The organism is Sphingomonas sp. LR55 (genome assembly GCF_036856015.1).
GTDB lineage: Bacteria > Pseudomonadota > Alphaproteobacteria > Sphingomonadales > Sphingomonadaceae > Sphingomonas.
This window is the reverse complement of sequence record NZ_JASPFO010000001.1, coordinates 376,802-392,505: the sequence shown is the minus strand read 5'-3', so window position 1 is coordinate 392,505 and position 15,704 is coordinate 376,802. Positions and strand designations below refer to the sequence as shown.

Here is a 15,704-nt window from a genome sequence, read left to right as displayed (position 1 = left end):
ACTATCTCCGCAGCGATTCTGGAGCGACGAGCAACAGCGCGAGCGCCTGTGCCGGGCTTTCCGCGCGCGACAGGCTCTGCGCGGTGGTGGGGCTGAGCGCGGCGGGGAACAATGTCGGCGCCAACGCCCGCGCATCGACCGGCCCGGCGCGCGCCGCGAACCGCTCCGCCGCCTCGACCCGTCGCAGGATCGCGTCGGGCCCGGCCCAGGCTGCGGCGACGTCGTCGTAGCCGATCGGCTGCCCCGGCTGCCAGATCGGCTGGCCGAGCTGGTTCATCATCCCCACCGTCACGCCGGGCTGGACCGTCGTCGTGCCGAGCGCGCGCTGGGTCGAAACATACCATTCCCAGGGCGACTTGAACTTCACGGGTTGCGCCACCCATGCCTCGGGCGAGGCGACCAGCGCGCGGTACACCGTCGGCAGGTCGCCGCCCGATTTGAGGAACGCCGTCTTCAGCCGCGCGACCATCGCCGGCGGCGGCGTATCGCCCGCGAAATGCCGCGCGAGCTTGGTCGCGATGTGCGTCGCGGTCGCGGGGTGAACGGCGAGATCGGACAGCACCGCCTGCGCCTGTGCCTCCCCCGCCGCGGGATAGAGCTTGCCCATCACCGTCCGATCGCCGGGCTGGTGAACGTCGTCGAGGAACAGGAACGCGCCCGCGCGCGAATCGTCCTGGATGCGCGCGCCGGGACCGCGACCGATGCCCGCGACCGTCCAGCCGGTCATCGCCCGCGCGAACTCGGTAACGTCGGCCTGGCTGTAGCCGCTGCGGACGCCGAGCGTGTGCAACTCCATGATCTCACGCGCGAGATTCTCGTTCAGCCCGGTGCGGCGGCGGGTTTTCCGTACGGCGAACGAGCTGTCGGGACCGATTGACACCGCCTGATCGAGATACAGGAGCATAGCCGGATGCCGCTCGACCGCGTTCAGCATGTCGGCGAAACTGCCGAGCACGTGCGGACGGATCGCCTCGAACTCCATTGGCCCCGCGAGCGCCATCACCTCGAACTTCTCGGTCGAGACCGCGAAATGGTTGGCCCAGAAATGCACGAGGCGCTCGACGAACGGCGCGTCCCCGGTCAGCGCCGCCATCGTCCGTGCCGCGACGGCCGCGCCGTAATCGTTGCGGCTCTGCTTGCCGATCAATTGGCGCGCCTCCTGCCGTGCGGCCGTAGCCGGATCGATCGCACCCGGCATAACGGGCGGCATAGCGGGAGCCTGCGTCATTGCCGGGGGCGCAACGCCTGGCGACTGCGGCGCGGAGCTCATCGCGCCGGGCATCGTCGAGGCAGCGACGACGGGTTTCGGGTCCGTGCCGCCCATCGCTTTCGGCGTGCGCGGCCCGAACTGTGCGCGGATCGCGTTTTCCTGCGCATAATAGGCGACGAGTCTGACCGAGATGCCGGCCGTCGAGGGGGCGCTGGCGATCACGGCTGGGCGTGGCTCGAACCGTTCGCACTGCGCCATTATCCACTTCGCCGGATCGCCGGTTACGCCATCACTTGGGCCATCCCCCGGCCTTGCGCCGAGACCGAACCGATTGAGCGCGATACTGGAAGCAGACACGACACTCTCCTTCGGCGTTGGAATTAGGCGCCAAATGTCGTGGAAGTATGTCGCCTCCGCCGCTCGTCGCGTCGGCGGCGCGGTTCGTCGTTGCACGCCGTGCAATCGCGACGGATAGGTTTGCAATTGCAACCCATGCTGCACCGCAATATTGCGCTGACTCGAGAGTTGGGTGAAGACCTGATCCGGCTCGACGCACTTCGGGAGATACGATCATGCGCACGACCATCAAGATCATCGCAGCAGTCGCCGCCGCCCTCACCTCGACGATCGGCATGGCCGCCGACGCGAAGCAGAGCTTCGTCCACGAGGGCAGCACGTATGTCTATACCTCGACGCAGGACGGTGGCCGCCAGGTCATCGACGGCCGTCGCTATCCGTCGGGCCAGAAGTTCCACCTGATCGTCCGCGGCGACCGCGTGTCGGGTGTGTCGGGCGGCGTACCGGTCGCGTTCAAGACCGCAGAGGCCAATGGCGCTGCCGGCGGGATCGCTTCGGTCACTCGCTGAGCTAACCGGCTTTTAGGTGGTTGCAGCGGCGGTCGGACCTCGGTCCGGCCGCCGTTTTTGCGTGTGGCTTCGGCCTACCACAACACGTCCTTCATCCTGACGAAAGTCAGGATTCAGAGCCACTGAGGACGTCGTTCGTTACCCTGGGTCCTGACTTTCGTCAGGATGGCGGAGGGGGAGCCCGCTACGTCTCTCTCAAAACCCTTCGGGCAGGTCGATCGGGCCGACTAGGTCTCGGTAGCGCGACACCGCGTACCGGTCCGTCATCCCCGCAATGAAGTCCGCGATATGTCGGCTGCGATCCGGATCTTCCGCAGGTAACCGCTCGCGCCATTCCTCGGGGATCGTCGCCGGATCGTCGCGGTACACCGCGAACAGCCCTGACACGATCCCGTGCGCCGCATCCGCCGCCGCCAGCTGCCGCGGATGATGATAAAGATTGGCGTACATGAAGCGCTTCAGGTCGCGTTCCGCCTCGCGCATCTCGGGCGAGAAGCCGACCAGGCACTGCCCGGCGGCGCGGACGTCGTCGACGCTGCTGACGCCGCTCGCCGTGATCCGCTGGCGGGTTTCGGCGATCAGGTCGTTGACCATCGTCCCGATCTGCGTGCGGACGAGTTCGCCAACCAGCCGCTTCGGCGCGACGTCGGGGAAGCGGCGGCGCACGTCGTCCCAGCCGCGTGCGACCAAGGGCACCGCGAGCAGCTGGTCGAGCGTCAGCAGCCCCGCGCGCAGGCCGTCGTCGATGTCGTGGTTATCGTAGGCGATATCGTCGGCAATTGCCGCGACCTGCGCTTCGAGGCTCGAAAAGCTGGTGAGCGCGAGCGGGTATTCCGCGTCAGCCACCGCGAGTGCCCAGCCCGGATGCCGCACCGGGCCGTTATGCTTGGCCAGCCCCTCGAGCGTTTCCCATGTCAGGTTCAGGCCGTTCCACATCGGATAGGGCCGCTCGATCGTCATGAGCGTGCGCAGCGTGTGGCCATTGTGATCGAACCCGCCCTGGCCGGTCAGTGCCGCCTTCAGCGCATCCTCGCCTGCATGGCCGAACGGCGGATGGCCGATGTCGTGCGCGAGGCACAGCGCTTCGGTCAGATCCTCGTTCAGCGCCAGCGTCCGCGCGATCGTCCGGCCGATCTGCGCGACCTCCAGGCTGTGCGTCAGGCGGACGCGGAAATGATCGCCGTCGGGTGCCATGAACACCTGCGTCTTGTGGCGCAGGCGACGGAAGCTGATCGAGTGGATGATCCGGTCGCGGTCACGCTGGAAGGCGTCGCGTGGGCCACGGACGGACCCGTTCTGTTCCTCGTGAAGCCGTCCTTTGCTGCGCGCCGGGTCCGATGCCCAGGGCGCGCGGTAACTCACTTGGACGGCAGCTTCGTGATGATTTCGCCCGGATCGCTGGTGAAGGTGAACGTTGGGACGCCTTCCTTGGCGAGCTGATTGACGAAGGTGCGTGCCTCGGCATCGGTCTTGAACGGGCCGGCGAGCACCCGGTTGGTCGCCTTCCACGGCGCGGTCCAGCCGCCGCGAGCGCCGAACACCGTCGGTGCCTTGGCCTTCGCCTTCTTCCACGCCTTGGGCAGATCGCCCTCGGTCGCGCCGGTCGACACCTGCACCCAGGTCCGCGCGGGATTGGCGCGCGCGATCCGCTTCTCCTCCGCCGCAGCCTTGTCGGCGGCAAGCTTCTCGGCGGCGGCGGCCTTCTTCTCGGCGAGCGCCTTCTTGTCGGCGATCGCCTTTTTCGCGGCGGCTTTCTTGTCGAGTGCCGCCTTCTTGTCGGCAGCGAGCTTATCCGCGGCCAGGGTCTTCGCGGCTATCGCCTTGGCGGCTGCGTCGCGCTCGGTCTTGGCTTTCGCCTCGGCGAGCACGCGCTCCGCGTCGTCGGTGACCGGAATGGCGGCGGGCGTCACGACGGGTGCGGGATGCATCGGCGCGACGTCGAGTTCGGACGCGGGGATCGACAGACCCGCGACGATCCGCGCGAGGATCGAGTCCTCGCTGGCAGCGACCGCATGGGTCCGCGGCGATGCCGTGGCGGCCACTGCGGTCGAGGCTGGCGGCGCAGGCGTGGACGAACTGGAGAATCCGGGCGTCGGCGTTGCGGCGCTCGCACTCTGGACGGGCGCGTACTGCTGCGGCGGGACCTGCAGCGGCTGCTGCTGTACCCATGTCGGCTGCGTCGAAACCGAGGGCGACGCCGCCGCCGACGCCGCGAGCGCATTGGCCGCGCGGGTGGGATCGACCCGTGCCTGGGTCACTGGGATCGCCGCCATCTGCGTGGCTACGCTCTGGGGGAGCGTTCCCGCCGTCGAAGGCGCGGGTAGAACGCGCGCGACCGAGGTTGCCGGTACCGACGCTGTGCTAGGCGGGATAGTCGCCGCAACCACGGAATTCGTCTCCGCAGCCGGCGTGGTGCGGGCGCTCTGGACCGCGACGGTCGGGGCAGAATAGCTCGGCTGCGGTGTAGGCTGGACCGTGCGAGCCGGAAGCGGCTGGACCATCTGCATCGGCGCGGCTGCGAGCTGGACCGGCGCAGCATAGGGGGCGGGAGCGGCAGTGACAGTACGTGGCGCGGTGGTAGCCACGGGCGTCGCGGGCGTCGCGGGCGTGCGCGTGGCCGCAGCCATCTGGACTCGGTCAGGCTTGGCACGCCGGTCGCGCTTGTCCTTCTTGCCGGTGGTCGCGGCAACGGTCGGCTGCGGCGTCACCGCAGCCATCATCACCGGTGCGGTCGGGTCGGCGGCGAGCATGCCGAGCGGCGGCGCCATCCGTGCGTCGGCGAGACGCGCGGGCGTCGCGTGCACCTCGCCGAAATGCACCGCGAACGCGCGGTCGCTGGCCGGCAGGGTCGGCAGGCGCTGGAAGAAGGGTTGCAGGCCTTGCGCGGTGCCGCGCGGCATCATCGTAGTTGCGATCTTCTCGGCGCCGGCGACGTCGCCGTTCATCGCGATGATGAACGCGCGCGAGCGCCACGCGCCACGATCGCTCTTGAGCAACAACGGGTTGAGCTGCTGAATCGCGAGGTCAGGCTTTCCAGAAATTCCGAGCGACAGCGCGTAGCGCCGGATAGTCTCGTCATCGGGCGCATCGCGAAGAGCAACGCGGTAATCGCGCTGCGCTCGATCCTGCTGGCCGATCAGGTCGTAGGCGAGACCGCGGTCGGCGGCGAAATTGCGCGGGTCGAGGCCTAGAGCTTCGGCTTGCGCATAATAGCGCAGCGCCTCTCCTGGGCGTTCGGACCGGACCAGGATCGAGGCCATCCCCGCCTTGGCCCGACCGTCGCGCGGGTTCACCTTTTCAGCGCGCGCGAACAGGGCTGCGGCACCGCTGAGATCGCCGAGGCCCATCGACAGGTCGCCGGCCTTGATCAGTGCGTCGATGTTGCGGGGGTTGCTCGCAAGCTGGCGCATCACGTCGCCGAGCTTGTCCGCGTCGGTCGTGCCGGGGATCGCCTGGACGACGGCTTGCGCGGACGCGGCGCAGGGCACGGCCGCGAGCACAAGTGCCAGCGCGGCGGTCAGGAGATGATGGGACGAGCGGGTCATGAGGATCATCTGTCTAGACGCCAGCCCGACCGAACCGGCAATGTCTGCGGCGCATGCGCGCGGCGAACTGGGCTGGGGCGGCGACGAGTGAAGCGCCGAGGAGTGAGCAACGGGTGAGGGCTACGATCTGCGGAGACGACATCTGTGATCTTGGAAAAGCGTTCGTTCCGAAACGCCGCCTCCCCGGCGGAGGCCGGGGTCCAGTTGGGAGACGGAGTTAACGATGGAAAGCGCTCCGTTACATCAACCTTGCCAACTGGGCCCCGGCCTCCGCCGGGGAGGTGACGATGTTGGAAACCAATATCCCCGATCAACCCATCTCGTACCGCCGTTCTCCCGCCAAACCGAGAGAACGGCGCCCAGACTTACTGGTTGTTCTGCCGATGCAGAAAACGCGGGATGTCGAGCGGATCCTGGGGAGCCGCTTCGCCGTCTTCCTTCGCCGCGCCGCGTGCCGCATTCGACATGCGTTCGAACAGCGTACCACCCAGCTTCACGCGCGGTGCGGCCGGAACCGCCTCGGGCGCTGCCTCGGCCCCGGGAGCGAGCCAGCGGCGACGTGCACCACCCTCATCGGCAGCCGGGGTCGGTACCGGAATAGCCGGCGCGATCGGCGCACGCGCCGGCGGCACGGCCGATGCCGAGGCCGGACGCGCGATCGGACCACGACCATAGGGCTCGTCGCCATAGGTGCGCGGTGCCTGTGCCGCGTAGGTCGGCGAGGTATGCGTATGCGGCGTAGGCGCGGGCGCCGGTGCCGGAGCAGCCTGCGGAACGATCGTCTCGGCGCCGAGCACGAGTTCGTCATCGGACTTCGACGGCTCGACTTCCGACGACGCGTTCAGGTCGAGCGGCTCTTCGTCGGCGGACGAAGCAGCGGGCGCGGCCGACGAGGCGGCAGGCTCGCTCGGGCGGAACGAGGTGTTCTCGTCGGTCTTGCGCGCACCGAAGCTGAACGAACGGGTCGGCTCGGGTGCAACTTCCGGAGGACGCGCATCGGCATCGATACCGGTCGCGACGACCGAGACGCGGATCTTGCCCTCGAGCTCCTGGTTGAACGCCGAGCCCCAGATGATGTTCGCATCGGGATCGACCAGGTCGCGGATGTGATTCGCGGCTTCGTCGACTTCGAGCAGGCGCATGTCGTCGCCGCCGGTGATCGAGATGATGACGCCCTTCGCGCCGCGCATGCTGACGCCTTCGAGCAGCGGGTTCGAGATCGCCTTCTGCGCAGCTTCGAGCGCGCGGTTGTCGCCGCTAGCCTCGCCAGTGCCCATCATCGCCTTGCCCATCTCCTGCATCACCGAGCGGACGTCGGCGAAATCGAGGTTGATGAGGCCCGGCATCACCATCAGGTCGGTGATGCTGCGGACGCCCTGCTGGAGCACCTCGTCCGCCATCGTGAACGCTTCCTTGAAGGTCGTGTTCGCGTTGGCGATGAGAAACAGGTTCTGGTTCGGGATGACGATCAGCGTGTCGACGTACTTCTGCAGCTCGTCGATGCCGCCCTCGGCCGACTTGGCGCGACGGTTGCCCTCGAACGCGAACGGCTTGGTCACGACGCCGACGGTCAGGATGCCCATGTCGCGCGCCGCCTTGGCGATGACCGGTGCTGCACCCGTCCCCGTGCCGCCGCCCATGCCGGCGGTGATGAAGCACATGTGCGCGCCTTCGAGCATCTTGGCGAGCTGGTCGATCGTCTCTTCTGCAGCTGCGCGACCGATCTCGGGACGCGAGCCGGCGCCGAGACCTTGCGTGATCTTGGTACCGAGCTGGATCCGCTGCGGCGCGGTCGACTGCTTCAACGCCTGCGCGTCGGTGTTCGCCACGAGGAAGTCGACGCCCTGGACGTCGGCCCGCATCATGTTGGCAATCGCGTTGCCGCCAGCGCCGCCGACGCCGATCACCGCGATGCGGGGGGCCAGATCGTCCACTTCGGGACTAAGGAATTCGATGCTCATCGCCGTTCTCCGCACAACCCGGTAGATACGCTACGGCCGGGCCCCTGATTAATCTGTGTGCACCAACGTCACGGCCTGTTCCAGCCGAAATAACGCCAGACGCTTCGAAACTCTTAATAATTCGCGCGCCGCCTGAATCAACTTGCGCACCATGCCCATACCCTTTGGCCGATGCACCGTCGTCCGCTGCGGCGCGAGCCCGCGAAGGTCGATCGGGTTGGTCGCCGCATAGAAGGCCAACCCCGCTAGCGTCGCGAACGCCGGTCCGCCATGCGCCTCTGGCAAGGCGGTCAGCCCGCGCGGTCGACCGATCCGCACCGACCGCCCGAGCGCCTGTTGCGCATAGTCGGCGATGCCCTTCAGCTCGGCACCGCCACCGGTCAGCACGACCTGACGCCCGACCGGCCCCTCGAACTTCAGCTTGGTGAGCGCGTTGCGCACCTCGCCCATCTGATGCTCGAGCCGCTGGCGGATCACGCCGATCAGCTGCGCCTTGGTGATCTGAGCCCCTCGCCCGCGCCGTCCTCGGCGGAGATCGGCATGACCGGGATCATGTCGTGATTATCGCGGGGGCTGGCGTTGGCCGAGCCGTGGAAGCACTTCATCCGCTCCGCATTCTGCCGCCGCGTGCCGAATGCGCTGGCGATATCATCCGTAATGTCCGCCGCGCCCATCGGGATCGAGGTCAGCCCGACCAGCATCCCGCCCGCGAACAGCGACACGTTGGTGATTCCGGCCCCCATCTCGACCAGCGCGACGCCGAGCTCACGCTCCTCCTCGCTGAGGCAGGCGAGCCCTGTCGCGACCGGCGAGGCAATGATCGACTTCACCTCGAGATGCGCGGACCGCACGCAGAGATCGAGGTTGCGGACCGGCGAACCGTCCGCCGCCACGACATGGATGTGGACGCCGAGCCGATCCGCATGCAGACCGAGCGGCGTCTTCACGCCCGTCAGCCCGTCGAGCGTATAGAGCGCGGGTTGCGCGTGCAGCACCATGCGACCCTGTGGATCGATCGAGTTGCGCCCTGCGGCAAGCAACGCATCGATATCCTGCTGTTCGACGCGGTGGCCGCCCAGCTCGAACTCGACCTCGGCGACGTCGGACACGAGCCCACCGGCCGAGAAGCCGACCCAGACATTCTCGATGTTGATGCCAGCGATCCGCTCGGCCTGCTCGACCGCCTCGCGCACCGCCGCCTCGGTCGTCGCCATGTCGGCAATATAGCCGCGCTTGACGCCGCGGCTCTCGCGCTGGCCGGTGCCGAGCACGATCAGCTCGCCGCCGTCCCCCTTTTGCGCGATCATCGCCGAAACCTTCGACGACCCGATATCGAGCGCCGTGATCAGCCCTTCCGGTGCCACCTTCGCCATGTCATCCCTCCCCGCCCGTTACGTTCGCGCCCGCCGTTTGCGACGGATTAGTCGTCTCTGTAGTGCCCGTTACCGGCACGCTCGCAGGCGCCGGCACGTCGACGCTGTGCGCCAGGCTCGCGCCCGGCTTGCGCGCGACCAGCTTGGTCGGATCGCGCATGTCGAACCGGATCCAGCCGCGCCCCAGCAACGGCCGCGCCCCATCCAGTTCGGCGAACTTTACCAGCGCACGAGGTGCACCGTCTTCGGGCAGCGCCAACGTCTCGCCGCTTTCAAACGTGAGGTCCCAGCGCCGGTTGCCGACCCAGGTCGCCGCCTTCACGCGCGGCTTCAGCGCCGGCGCAGCGGCGAGGAGCGTCTGGTACGACGCCTCCTGCCGATCCGCGCCCGGCCCGATGACCAGCGGGAGATTCGGGATCGCATCCGGCTGCACCGGCTCCAGCAGCACGCCCGACGAATCGATCAGCGTCAGCTGACCATTGTCCTGCCACACCGCAGCCGGCGTCCGCTCGACGATATCGACCAGCATCGTATTCGGCAGCCGCCGCGACACATGCGCGTCCGCGATCCAGCCATAACGCAGCAGCTTCTGCCGCACCGCCTCGAGGTCGACGGACAGCATCGACGTCTGGTTCTGCTTGTCCTCCAGGGCGACCGCATAGACCGACATCCGGTCCATCCGCTTGAGGCCCGTCACCTCGATCTGCTCGACCTTGAAGCCCGCGCGCCCGGCCCCTTCGGCCACCGCCGCGCCGATCATGCCAGGGATGCCGACCCACGTCGCCGCCGCGATCGCCACCGCGCCGCCCGCACCGAGGATCGACCAGGTCGCGATTTTCCGAAGCGTGTCCTCGCTGACCGGGAGCATCCCGACCAGCCGGTCCATCACCGACACCTTCTTGACCGCGACCTTACGCCGCGGGGCGGGCCGCTTGGGCGGCGGACCGCGCTTGATCGTGCGGCTCATGGGGAGGGGTTGTCCTGCAACGCCTCGTCGACGATCGCCTGGACCAGTTCGGCATAGCTCATGCCGATATGCCGCGCCTGTTCTGGCACGAGGCTGAGCGGAGTCATCCCCGGCTGCGTGTTCACCTCGAGCAGGAACAGCCCATCGACGCCGCGCTCGTCGTCCCACCGAAAATCGGACCGCGACGCGCCCTTGCAGCCGAGCAACCGGTGCGCTTCGAGCGCGAGGCTCTTGCAGGCGTCGGTGATCTCGTCGGGAATCTCCGCCGGGCAGACGTGCACCGTCATGCCGTCGGTGTATTTCGCGTCGTAATCATACCAGCCGCTCTTGGGCTTCAACTCGGTAACGCCGAGCGCCTTGCCGCCGAGCACCGCGGTGGTCAGCTCGCGCCCACGGATATAGGGTTCGGCAAGCAATTCCTCGAACTCGCCCCACGGCCCGACGCTGTCGCGCGCGATCGGATTGCCGTAATTGCCGGAGTCAGTGACGATCGCCACGCCGACCGACGAGCCTTCGTTGACCGGCTTCAAAACATAAGGCCGAGCCATCGGATCGCTCTCGAACAAGTCCGCCGACTTGACGATCCGCCCACCTGGCATCGGCACGCCCGCGGGGACGAGCAACAGCTTGGTCAGCACCTTGTCGATCGCGATCACAGACGTAGCGAGACCCGAATGGGTGTAGCGCAGGCCCATCAGGTCGAGCAGCCCTTGCACAGACCCATCCTCACCAGGCGTCCCATGCAAAGCGTTAAACACAAGGTCGGGCTGAGCCTGGGCCAGCTTGGCGGCAACATCCCGCCCCATATCAATCCGCGTAACCCGATGCCCGAGCGATTCCAGCGCATCGGCGCAGCCGTTACCCGACATCAGCGAAACCTCACGCTCCGCCGACCAGCCGCCCATCAGCACCGCGATGTGAAGAGGCGCGCTCACTGCTCCCCTCCCGCCTGCGGGAGGGGTCGGGGAGGGGTTGATGCGAGATGCCGGTATCCAGACCGCCCTCCCCGACCCCTCCCGCAAGCGGGAGGGGAGGTATTCACCCACCCGCTGGATTTCCCACTCCAACGTCACCCCCGAATGCGCCTTCACTCTGTCCCGTACCTCTTCACCCAGCGCCTCGATCTCCGCGCTCGACGCGGACCCGAGGTTCAGCAGGAAATTGCAATGCTTCTCACTGACCTGCGCATCGCCGAGAGTCAGCCCCCGACACCCGGCCGCGTCGATCAACGCCCAAGCCTTGTGCCCCTCGGGATTCTTGAACGTCGACCCCCCGGTGCGCGAACGGAGAGGCTGCGAAGCCTCGCGCTCGGCCGCGATCCGGTCCATCTCCGCACCGATCACGGCAGGCTCACCGGGCGTGCCGGAGAATACGGCTTCGACCACGACGGCTCCCGCGGGCAGGTCCGAGTGACGATAGGTGAACCCGAGTTTCTCGGCGGACCAGACTTCGACCGAACCCTCTCGCGTAACCACGGTAGCCTCGACCAGAATATCGCTGACATCGCGACCATAAGCCCCCGCGTTCATCCGAACCGCACCGCCGACCGTCCCCGGAATCCCACGCAAGAACTCAAGCCCGGCGATCCCCGCGTCCCGCGCGGCGCTAGCAACGGTAATCCCCATCGCCCCTGCTCCCGCTCGAACACGCCCGTCCTCAACCGAAACCTTCGCCATAGCCTTGGGAAGCCGTACGACGACCCCCGGCACGCCACCATCGCGCACGATCAGGTTCGATCCTACGCCAACCGGCAGCACTGAAGTCGAAGGGTCGAGGGTCTTCAGCAACTCCGCCAGATCCTCGACATCCGAAGGCCGCACCAGCCACTCCGCCGGGCCACCGGTACGAAACCAGATAAAGTCCGCCAGACTGCCATTAGCCGTCAGAGTACCACGCAGATCCTCCCCGGCACGGGGAGGGGACCGCCAAAGGCGGTGGAGGGGGCGCTGCCAGAAGCGTTACGCTCGTGGACGCCCCCTCCACCATGCCCTGCATGGTCCCCCTCCCCGTACCGGGGAGGATTTGCGACGCGCCACTCACGCCAGCACCTTCGCGCGCTCGGCGGCGATCGCATCGGCCAGCCCGGCCGCCCATTTCGTGATGTCGCCAGCCCCCAGACAAACAACCATGTCGTCAGCCTCGATCGTCGCCGCCAGTTCCACCGCCAGCGCATCCGCATCAGCGACCACACCCGCAAACCTGTGCCCGCGCCGCTTCAGCCCCTCGACCAGCGCCGCCGCATCGACCCCCTCCACCGGCGCCTCGCCAGCCGCGTACACCGGCGTCACCAGCACCCGATCCGCGTCGTTAAACGCCGTCTGGAAATCCTCCATCAGATTGCCGAGCCGCGAATAGCGATGCGGCTGCACAACTGCGATCACGCGACCCTTTACGCCTTCGCGCGCCGCCGCCAGGACGGCGCGGATCTCGACCGGGTGATGGCCGTAATCGTCGATGATCGTGACACCATCGACTTCGCCGACGTTGGTGAAGCGCCGCTTCACGCCGCCGAACTTGGCAAACCCCTGCTGGATCGTCGCATCGGCAATGCCAAGCTCCAGCGCCACGCCGATCGCCGCCAGCGCGTTCTGCACATTATGCCGCCCCGGCATCGGCATCTCGATCCCATGAATCGTCCGCGTCGCCCCATCCCGCTCGCGCACCACGCAATCGAAACGATTGCCGCCCGGGATCGGCGTAACCTCCACCCCGCGCACGTCAGCCTGCGCCGAGAAACCGTACGTCACCACGCGACGATCACGCACCCGTGGCAGGATTCCCTGCACCTCCGGATGATCGAGGCAGAGCAACGCGGCGCCATAGAACGGCACGTTCTCGACGAACTCGACGAACGCATCTTTCACCGCGTCGAACGAGCCGTAATGATCGAGATGCTCGGGATCGATGTTGGTGACGACCGCGATCGTCCCGTCGAGCCGCAGGAAGCTGCCGTCGCTCTCGTCCGCCTCAACCACCATCCAGTCGCTCGCGCCCAGCCGCGCATTCGACCCATACGAGTTGATGATCCCGCCGTTGATTACCGTCGGATCGACCCCGCCCGCATCGAGCAGCGCCGCGACCATTGAGGTCGTCGTGGTCTTCCCATGCGTGCCAGCCACCGCGACGGTCGACTTCAACCGCATCAGTTCGGCGAGCATTTCCGCGCGGCGCACGACCGGCACGCGCGCATTCAATGCGGCCTCGACCTCCGGGTTCGAGCGCACGATCGCGGTCGACACGACCACCACCGCGGCGTCGCCGATGTTCGACGCGGCGTGGCCGATCGCGACCGGAATGCCCTTATCGCGCAACCCCTGCACGACATAGCCCTCGGCCACGTCCGAGCCCTGCACGCGGTAGCCGAGGTTCTTCATCACCTCGGCGATGCCCGACATGCCGATCCCGCCGATCCCGACGAAGTGGATCGTGCCGATATCCGTTGCGACGCCCTTCATGCGAACTGCGCCTTCGGCTTGGAGGGCGCGCCGACAGGGATGCGGGACAGTGGCGCATCGAGGCTCTCTACCAGATCGGCCAGATCGCTCGCCGCGTTAGGCCGCCCGCAACTCCGCGCACGCCCCGCCGCATTCTGCAACGCCGCCGGATCGAGCCCGAGTTTCTGCATCTGCTTGGCCAGTTCCACTGCGGTAAAGTCTCCCTGCGCGATCGTCCGCGCGCCGCCCGCCCGCGTGATCTCGCGCGCGTTCACGGTCTGGTGATCGTCGGTCGCACCCGGCAGCGGCACCAAAATCGCCGGCCGCCCCGCCGCGGTCAGTTCCGAAATCGTCGAAGCCCCCGCGCGTGCGATCACCAGATGCGCCCAGGCCAGTTGCTCGGGCATATCGGGTAGATACGTCGCCAGCTCGGCCGGGATATGATGCTCGGCGTACTTCGCACGCACCGCATCGATATCCTCGATCCGCGCCTGATGCGTCACCTGCAACCGCCGCCGGAACGTCACCGGCAGCATCGCCAGACCATCGGGCACCACCTGCGACAGGATGCTCGCCCCCTGGCTCCCACCCGTCACGAGCACACGGAAGATGCCATCCTCCTCCAGCAACGGATACGGCCGCGAGCGCAATGCCAGCACCGCCTCGCGCACCGGATTGCCGACCAGATGCGCCTTGCCCAGCAGCTTCGGCGCGAGGCGCTCGGTCGGCTCGGACGAGGTCGCAATCGCGTCCACGCGCCCGGCGACGAAGCGGTTCACGCGCCCCAACACCGCGTTCTGCTCGTGCACCGCAGTCGGGATCTTGTCCGCGAACGCTGCCAGCAATGCCGGCAACGCAGGATAGCCGCCGAAGCCGATCACGGCGGCGGGCTTAAAGGTCCGGTAAAGTTCGCGCGCCATCGCCCGCCCGCGCCACATCTCCCGCGTGGCCCGAGCCCACCCGAGCGGTCCACCGGTAAAGCGTCCCGCCGGCAAGACATGCGTCTGGATATCCTCGAACAACCCCGGAAAGCGCACGCCGCGCGCATCGCTGACCAACGCGACGCGGTGGCCGCGCTTCGTCAGTTCGGCCGCGAGCGCCGCTGCCGGGACCATGTGTCCCCCGGTCCCACCGGCTGCGAGGACATAATGCTTACTCATTCACCACTCCAGCGGACGACATAGGGGCTCCGCGTGAGAAACGGATTGCGCCGGGTAAACGCCAGCAGCAACCCCATGCCGACCGACAACGCGATCATCGACGACCCGCCATAGCTGATGAACGGCAGCGTCATACCCTTCGACGGCGCGAGCCCCGTGTTCACCGCCATGCTGACGAGCGCCTGCGCGCCGAACTGCGTCGCGAGCCCGGCAGAGGCCAGCAGCTTGAATTCGTCCTGCTCGTCCAGCAGCTTGACGAACACGCGCACGACGATCGCGAGGAAGATCACGGCGATCACCGAGCACGCGATCAGGCCGAATTCCTCGCCGATCACCGAGAAGATATAGTCGGTATGCGCCTCGGGCAGCCCGAACTTCGCCGCACCCGCGCCCGGCCCCGTCCCGGTCCAGCCGCCCGCAGTCAGCGTATTATGCGCGGCATTCGTCTGGAAATGGTCGCCCGCGCCCTCGCCCTCGACCCCGGGAAACAGGAACGCATCGATCCGCGATCGCGCCACGCCGTAGAAGATATAAGCCGCGACCAGCCCGGCCGGCGCCATCGCCATCAGCCCGAACAGCACCTTTGCCGGCGTCCCCGCGATCATCAGCAGCGTCATCCATACCGTACAGAAGATGATCGTCTGGCCGAAATCCGGCTGCAGCATCAGCAGCACCGCGACGCCCGCAGTCATCGCGCCGGTGATCAGCACGGTCGGCAGCTCGGCATCCTTCGCGCGCAGCGACAACAGCCACGCGACCGTGACGATGAACAGCGGCTTCAGGAACTCGGAAGGCTGGAACTGCGCAAAGCCGACGCCGAGCCAGCGGCGTGCGCCGTTCGCCTCGACCCCGATGAACGGCGTCACCATCAGCATCAGCACGAACAGCGCGCACCCGCCGATCGCCATCCGCCGCGCCATCGACACCGGCATCATCGACACGCCGAACAGCACGGGCAGCGACACGCCGACCCACATCAACTGCCGCCAGAAATAATAAAGTGGCGCAATCTTGTGATGCTCGCCCGAATAGCGGACCGCACTCGCCGGCGACGCCGCGGCGACCGCGATCAGCCCGATCGCGATCAGGAACAGCGTCAGCAACAGCAGCATCCGGTCGATGTCCCAGAACCACGTGCCGAGAGGCGACTGGTCGCCCCGCCCGCCGCGCCGCTTCATCTTCGCGACG

General features: G+C 67.5%; 10 protein-coding genes and 2 pseudogenes. 1 reads left to right on the top strand and 11 read right to left on the bottom strand.

Annotated elements, in window-relative coordinates:
- Window position 1: 1 nt before the first annotated feature.
- Complete coding sequence (locus QP181_RS01925) at window positions 2-1,567, bottom strand: DUF1800 domain-containing protein (protein WP_333927378.1); 1,566 nt, start codon at window positions 1,565-1,567, stop codon at window positions 2-4.
- A gap of 215 nt (window positions 1,568-1,782) precedes the next feature.
- On the opposite strand from QP181_RS01925, the gene QP181_RS01920 reads away from it, so the two are divergent.
- Window positions 1,783-2,076: a hypothetical protein gene (locus QP181_RS01920; RefSeq protein WP_333927377.1), complete on the top strand. Its 294-nt coding sequence runs from the start codon at window positions 1,783-1,785 to the stop codon at window positions 2,074-2,076.
- Between the two features lie 195 nt (window positions 2,077-2,271).
- Here the strand turns inward: QP181_RS01920 and QP181_RS01915 are convergent, their stop codons facing one another.
- The 10 genes and pseudogenes from QP181_RS01915 to QP181_RS01870 all read right to left on the bottom strand — a co-directional run bounded on the left by QP181_RS01915 (window position 2,272) and on the right by QP181_RS01870 (window position 15,694).
- Entirely contained in the window at window positions 2,272-3,438 is a 1,167-nt protein-coding gene (locus tag QP181_RS01915) for a deoxyguanosinetriphosphate triphosphohydrolase (protein WP_333927376.1), read from the bottom strand.
- Entirely contained in the window at window positions 3,435-5,621 is a 2,187-nt protein-coding gene (locus QP181_RS01910) for a tetratricopeptide repeat protein (protein WP_333927375.1), read from the bottom strand. Before QP181_RS01910 ends, QP181_RS01915 begins: the two co-directional genes overlap by 4 nt.
- Window positions 5,622-5,986: 365 nt before the next feature.
- Window positions 5,987-7,582, bottom strand: coding sequence for a cell division protein FtsZ (ftsZ, locus tag QP181_RS01905; RefSeq protein WP_132897833.1), 1,596 nt, complete (start codon window positions 7,580-7,582; stop codon window positions 5,987-5,989).
- Window positions 7,583-7,705: 123 nt separating this feature from the next.
- Window positions 7,706-8,955: pseudogene (ftsA, locus tag QP181_RS01900) on the bottom strand (cell division protein FtsA); the annotation flags it as partial.
- A gap of 1 nt (window position 8,956) precedes the next feature.
- Window positions 8,957-9,922 (bottom strand): cell division protein FtsQ/DivIB, encoded by a 966-nt coding sequence (locus QP181_RS01895; protein ID WP_132738764.1) that lies wholly within the window; start codon window positions 9,920-9,922, stop codon window positions 8,957-8,959.
- On the bottom strand, window positions 9,919-10,857 hold the full coding sequence (locus QP181_RS01890) for a D-alanine--D-alanine ligase (protein WP_277982324.1): 939 nt from the start codon (window positions 10,855-10,857) through the stop codon (window positions 9,919-9,921). The genes QP181_RS01895 and QP181_RS01890 overlap by 4 nt, the downstream gene beginning before the upstream one ends.
- A 114-nt stretch (window positions 10,858-10,971) precedes the next feature.
- A pseudogene (murB, locus tag QP181_RS01885) lies at window positions 10,972-11,820 on the bottom strand (UDP-N-acetylmuramate dehydrogenase); the annotation flags it as partial.
- A gap of 138 nt (window positions 11,821-11,958) precedes the next feature.
- Window positions 11,959-13,377, bottom strand: a complete 1,419-nt coding sequence (murC, locus tag QP181_RS01880) for a UDP-N-acetylmuramate--L-alanine ligase (RefSeq protein ID WP_333927374.1) — start codon at window positions 13,375-13,377, stop codon at window positions 11,959-11,961.
- Window positions 13,374-14,516, bottom strand: a complete 1,143-nt coding sequence (gene murG / locus QP181_RS01875; protein WP_056486645.1) for an undecaprenyldiphospho-muramoylpentapeptide beta-N-acetylglucosaminyltransferase — start codon at window positions 14,514-14,516, stop codon at window positions 13,374-13,376. The genes murC and murG overlap by 4 nt, the downstream gene beginning before the upstream one ends.
- Window positions 14,513-15,694 (bottom strand): FtsW/RodA/SpoVE family cell cycle protein, encoded by a 1,182-nt coding sequence (locus QP181_RS01870; protein WP_132739552.1) that lies wholly within the window; start codon window positions 15,692-15,694, stop codon window positions 14,513-14,515. Before QP181_RS01870 ends, murG begins: the two co-directional genes overlap by 4 nt.
- Between the last annotated feature and the right edge of the window lie 10 nt (window positions 15,695-15,704).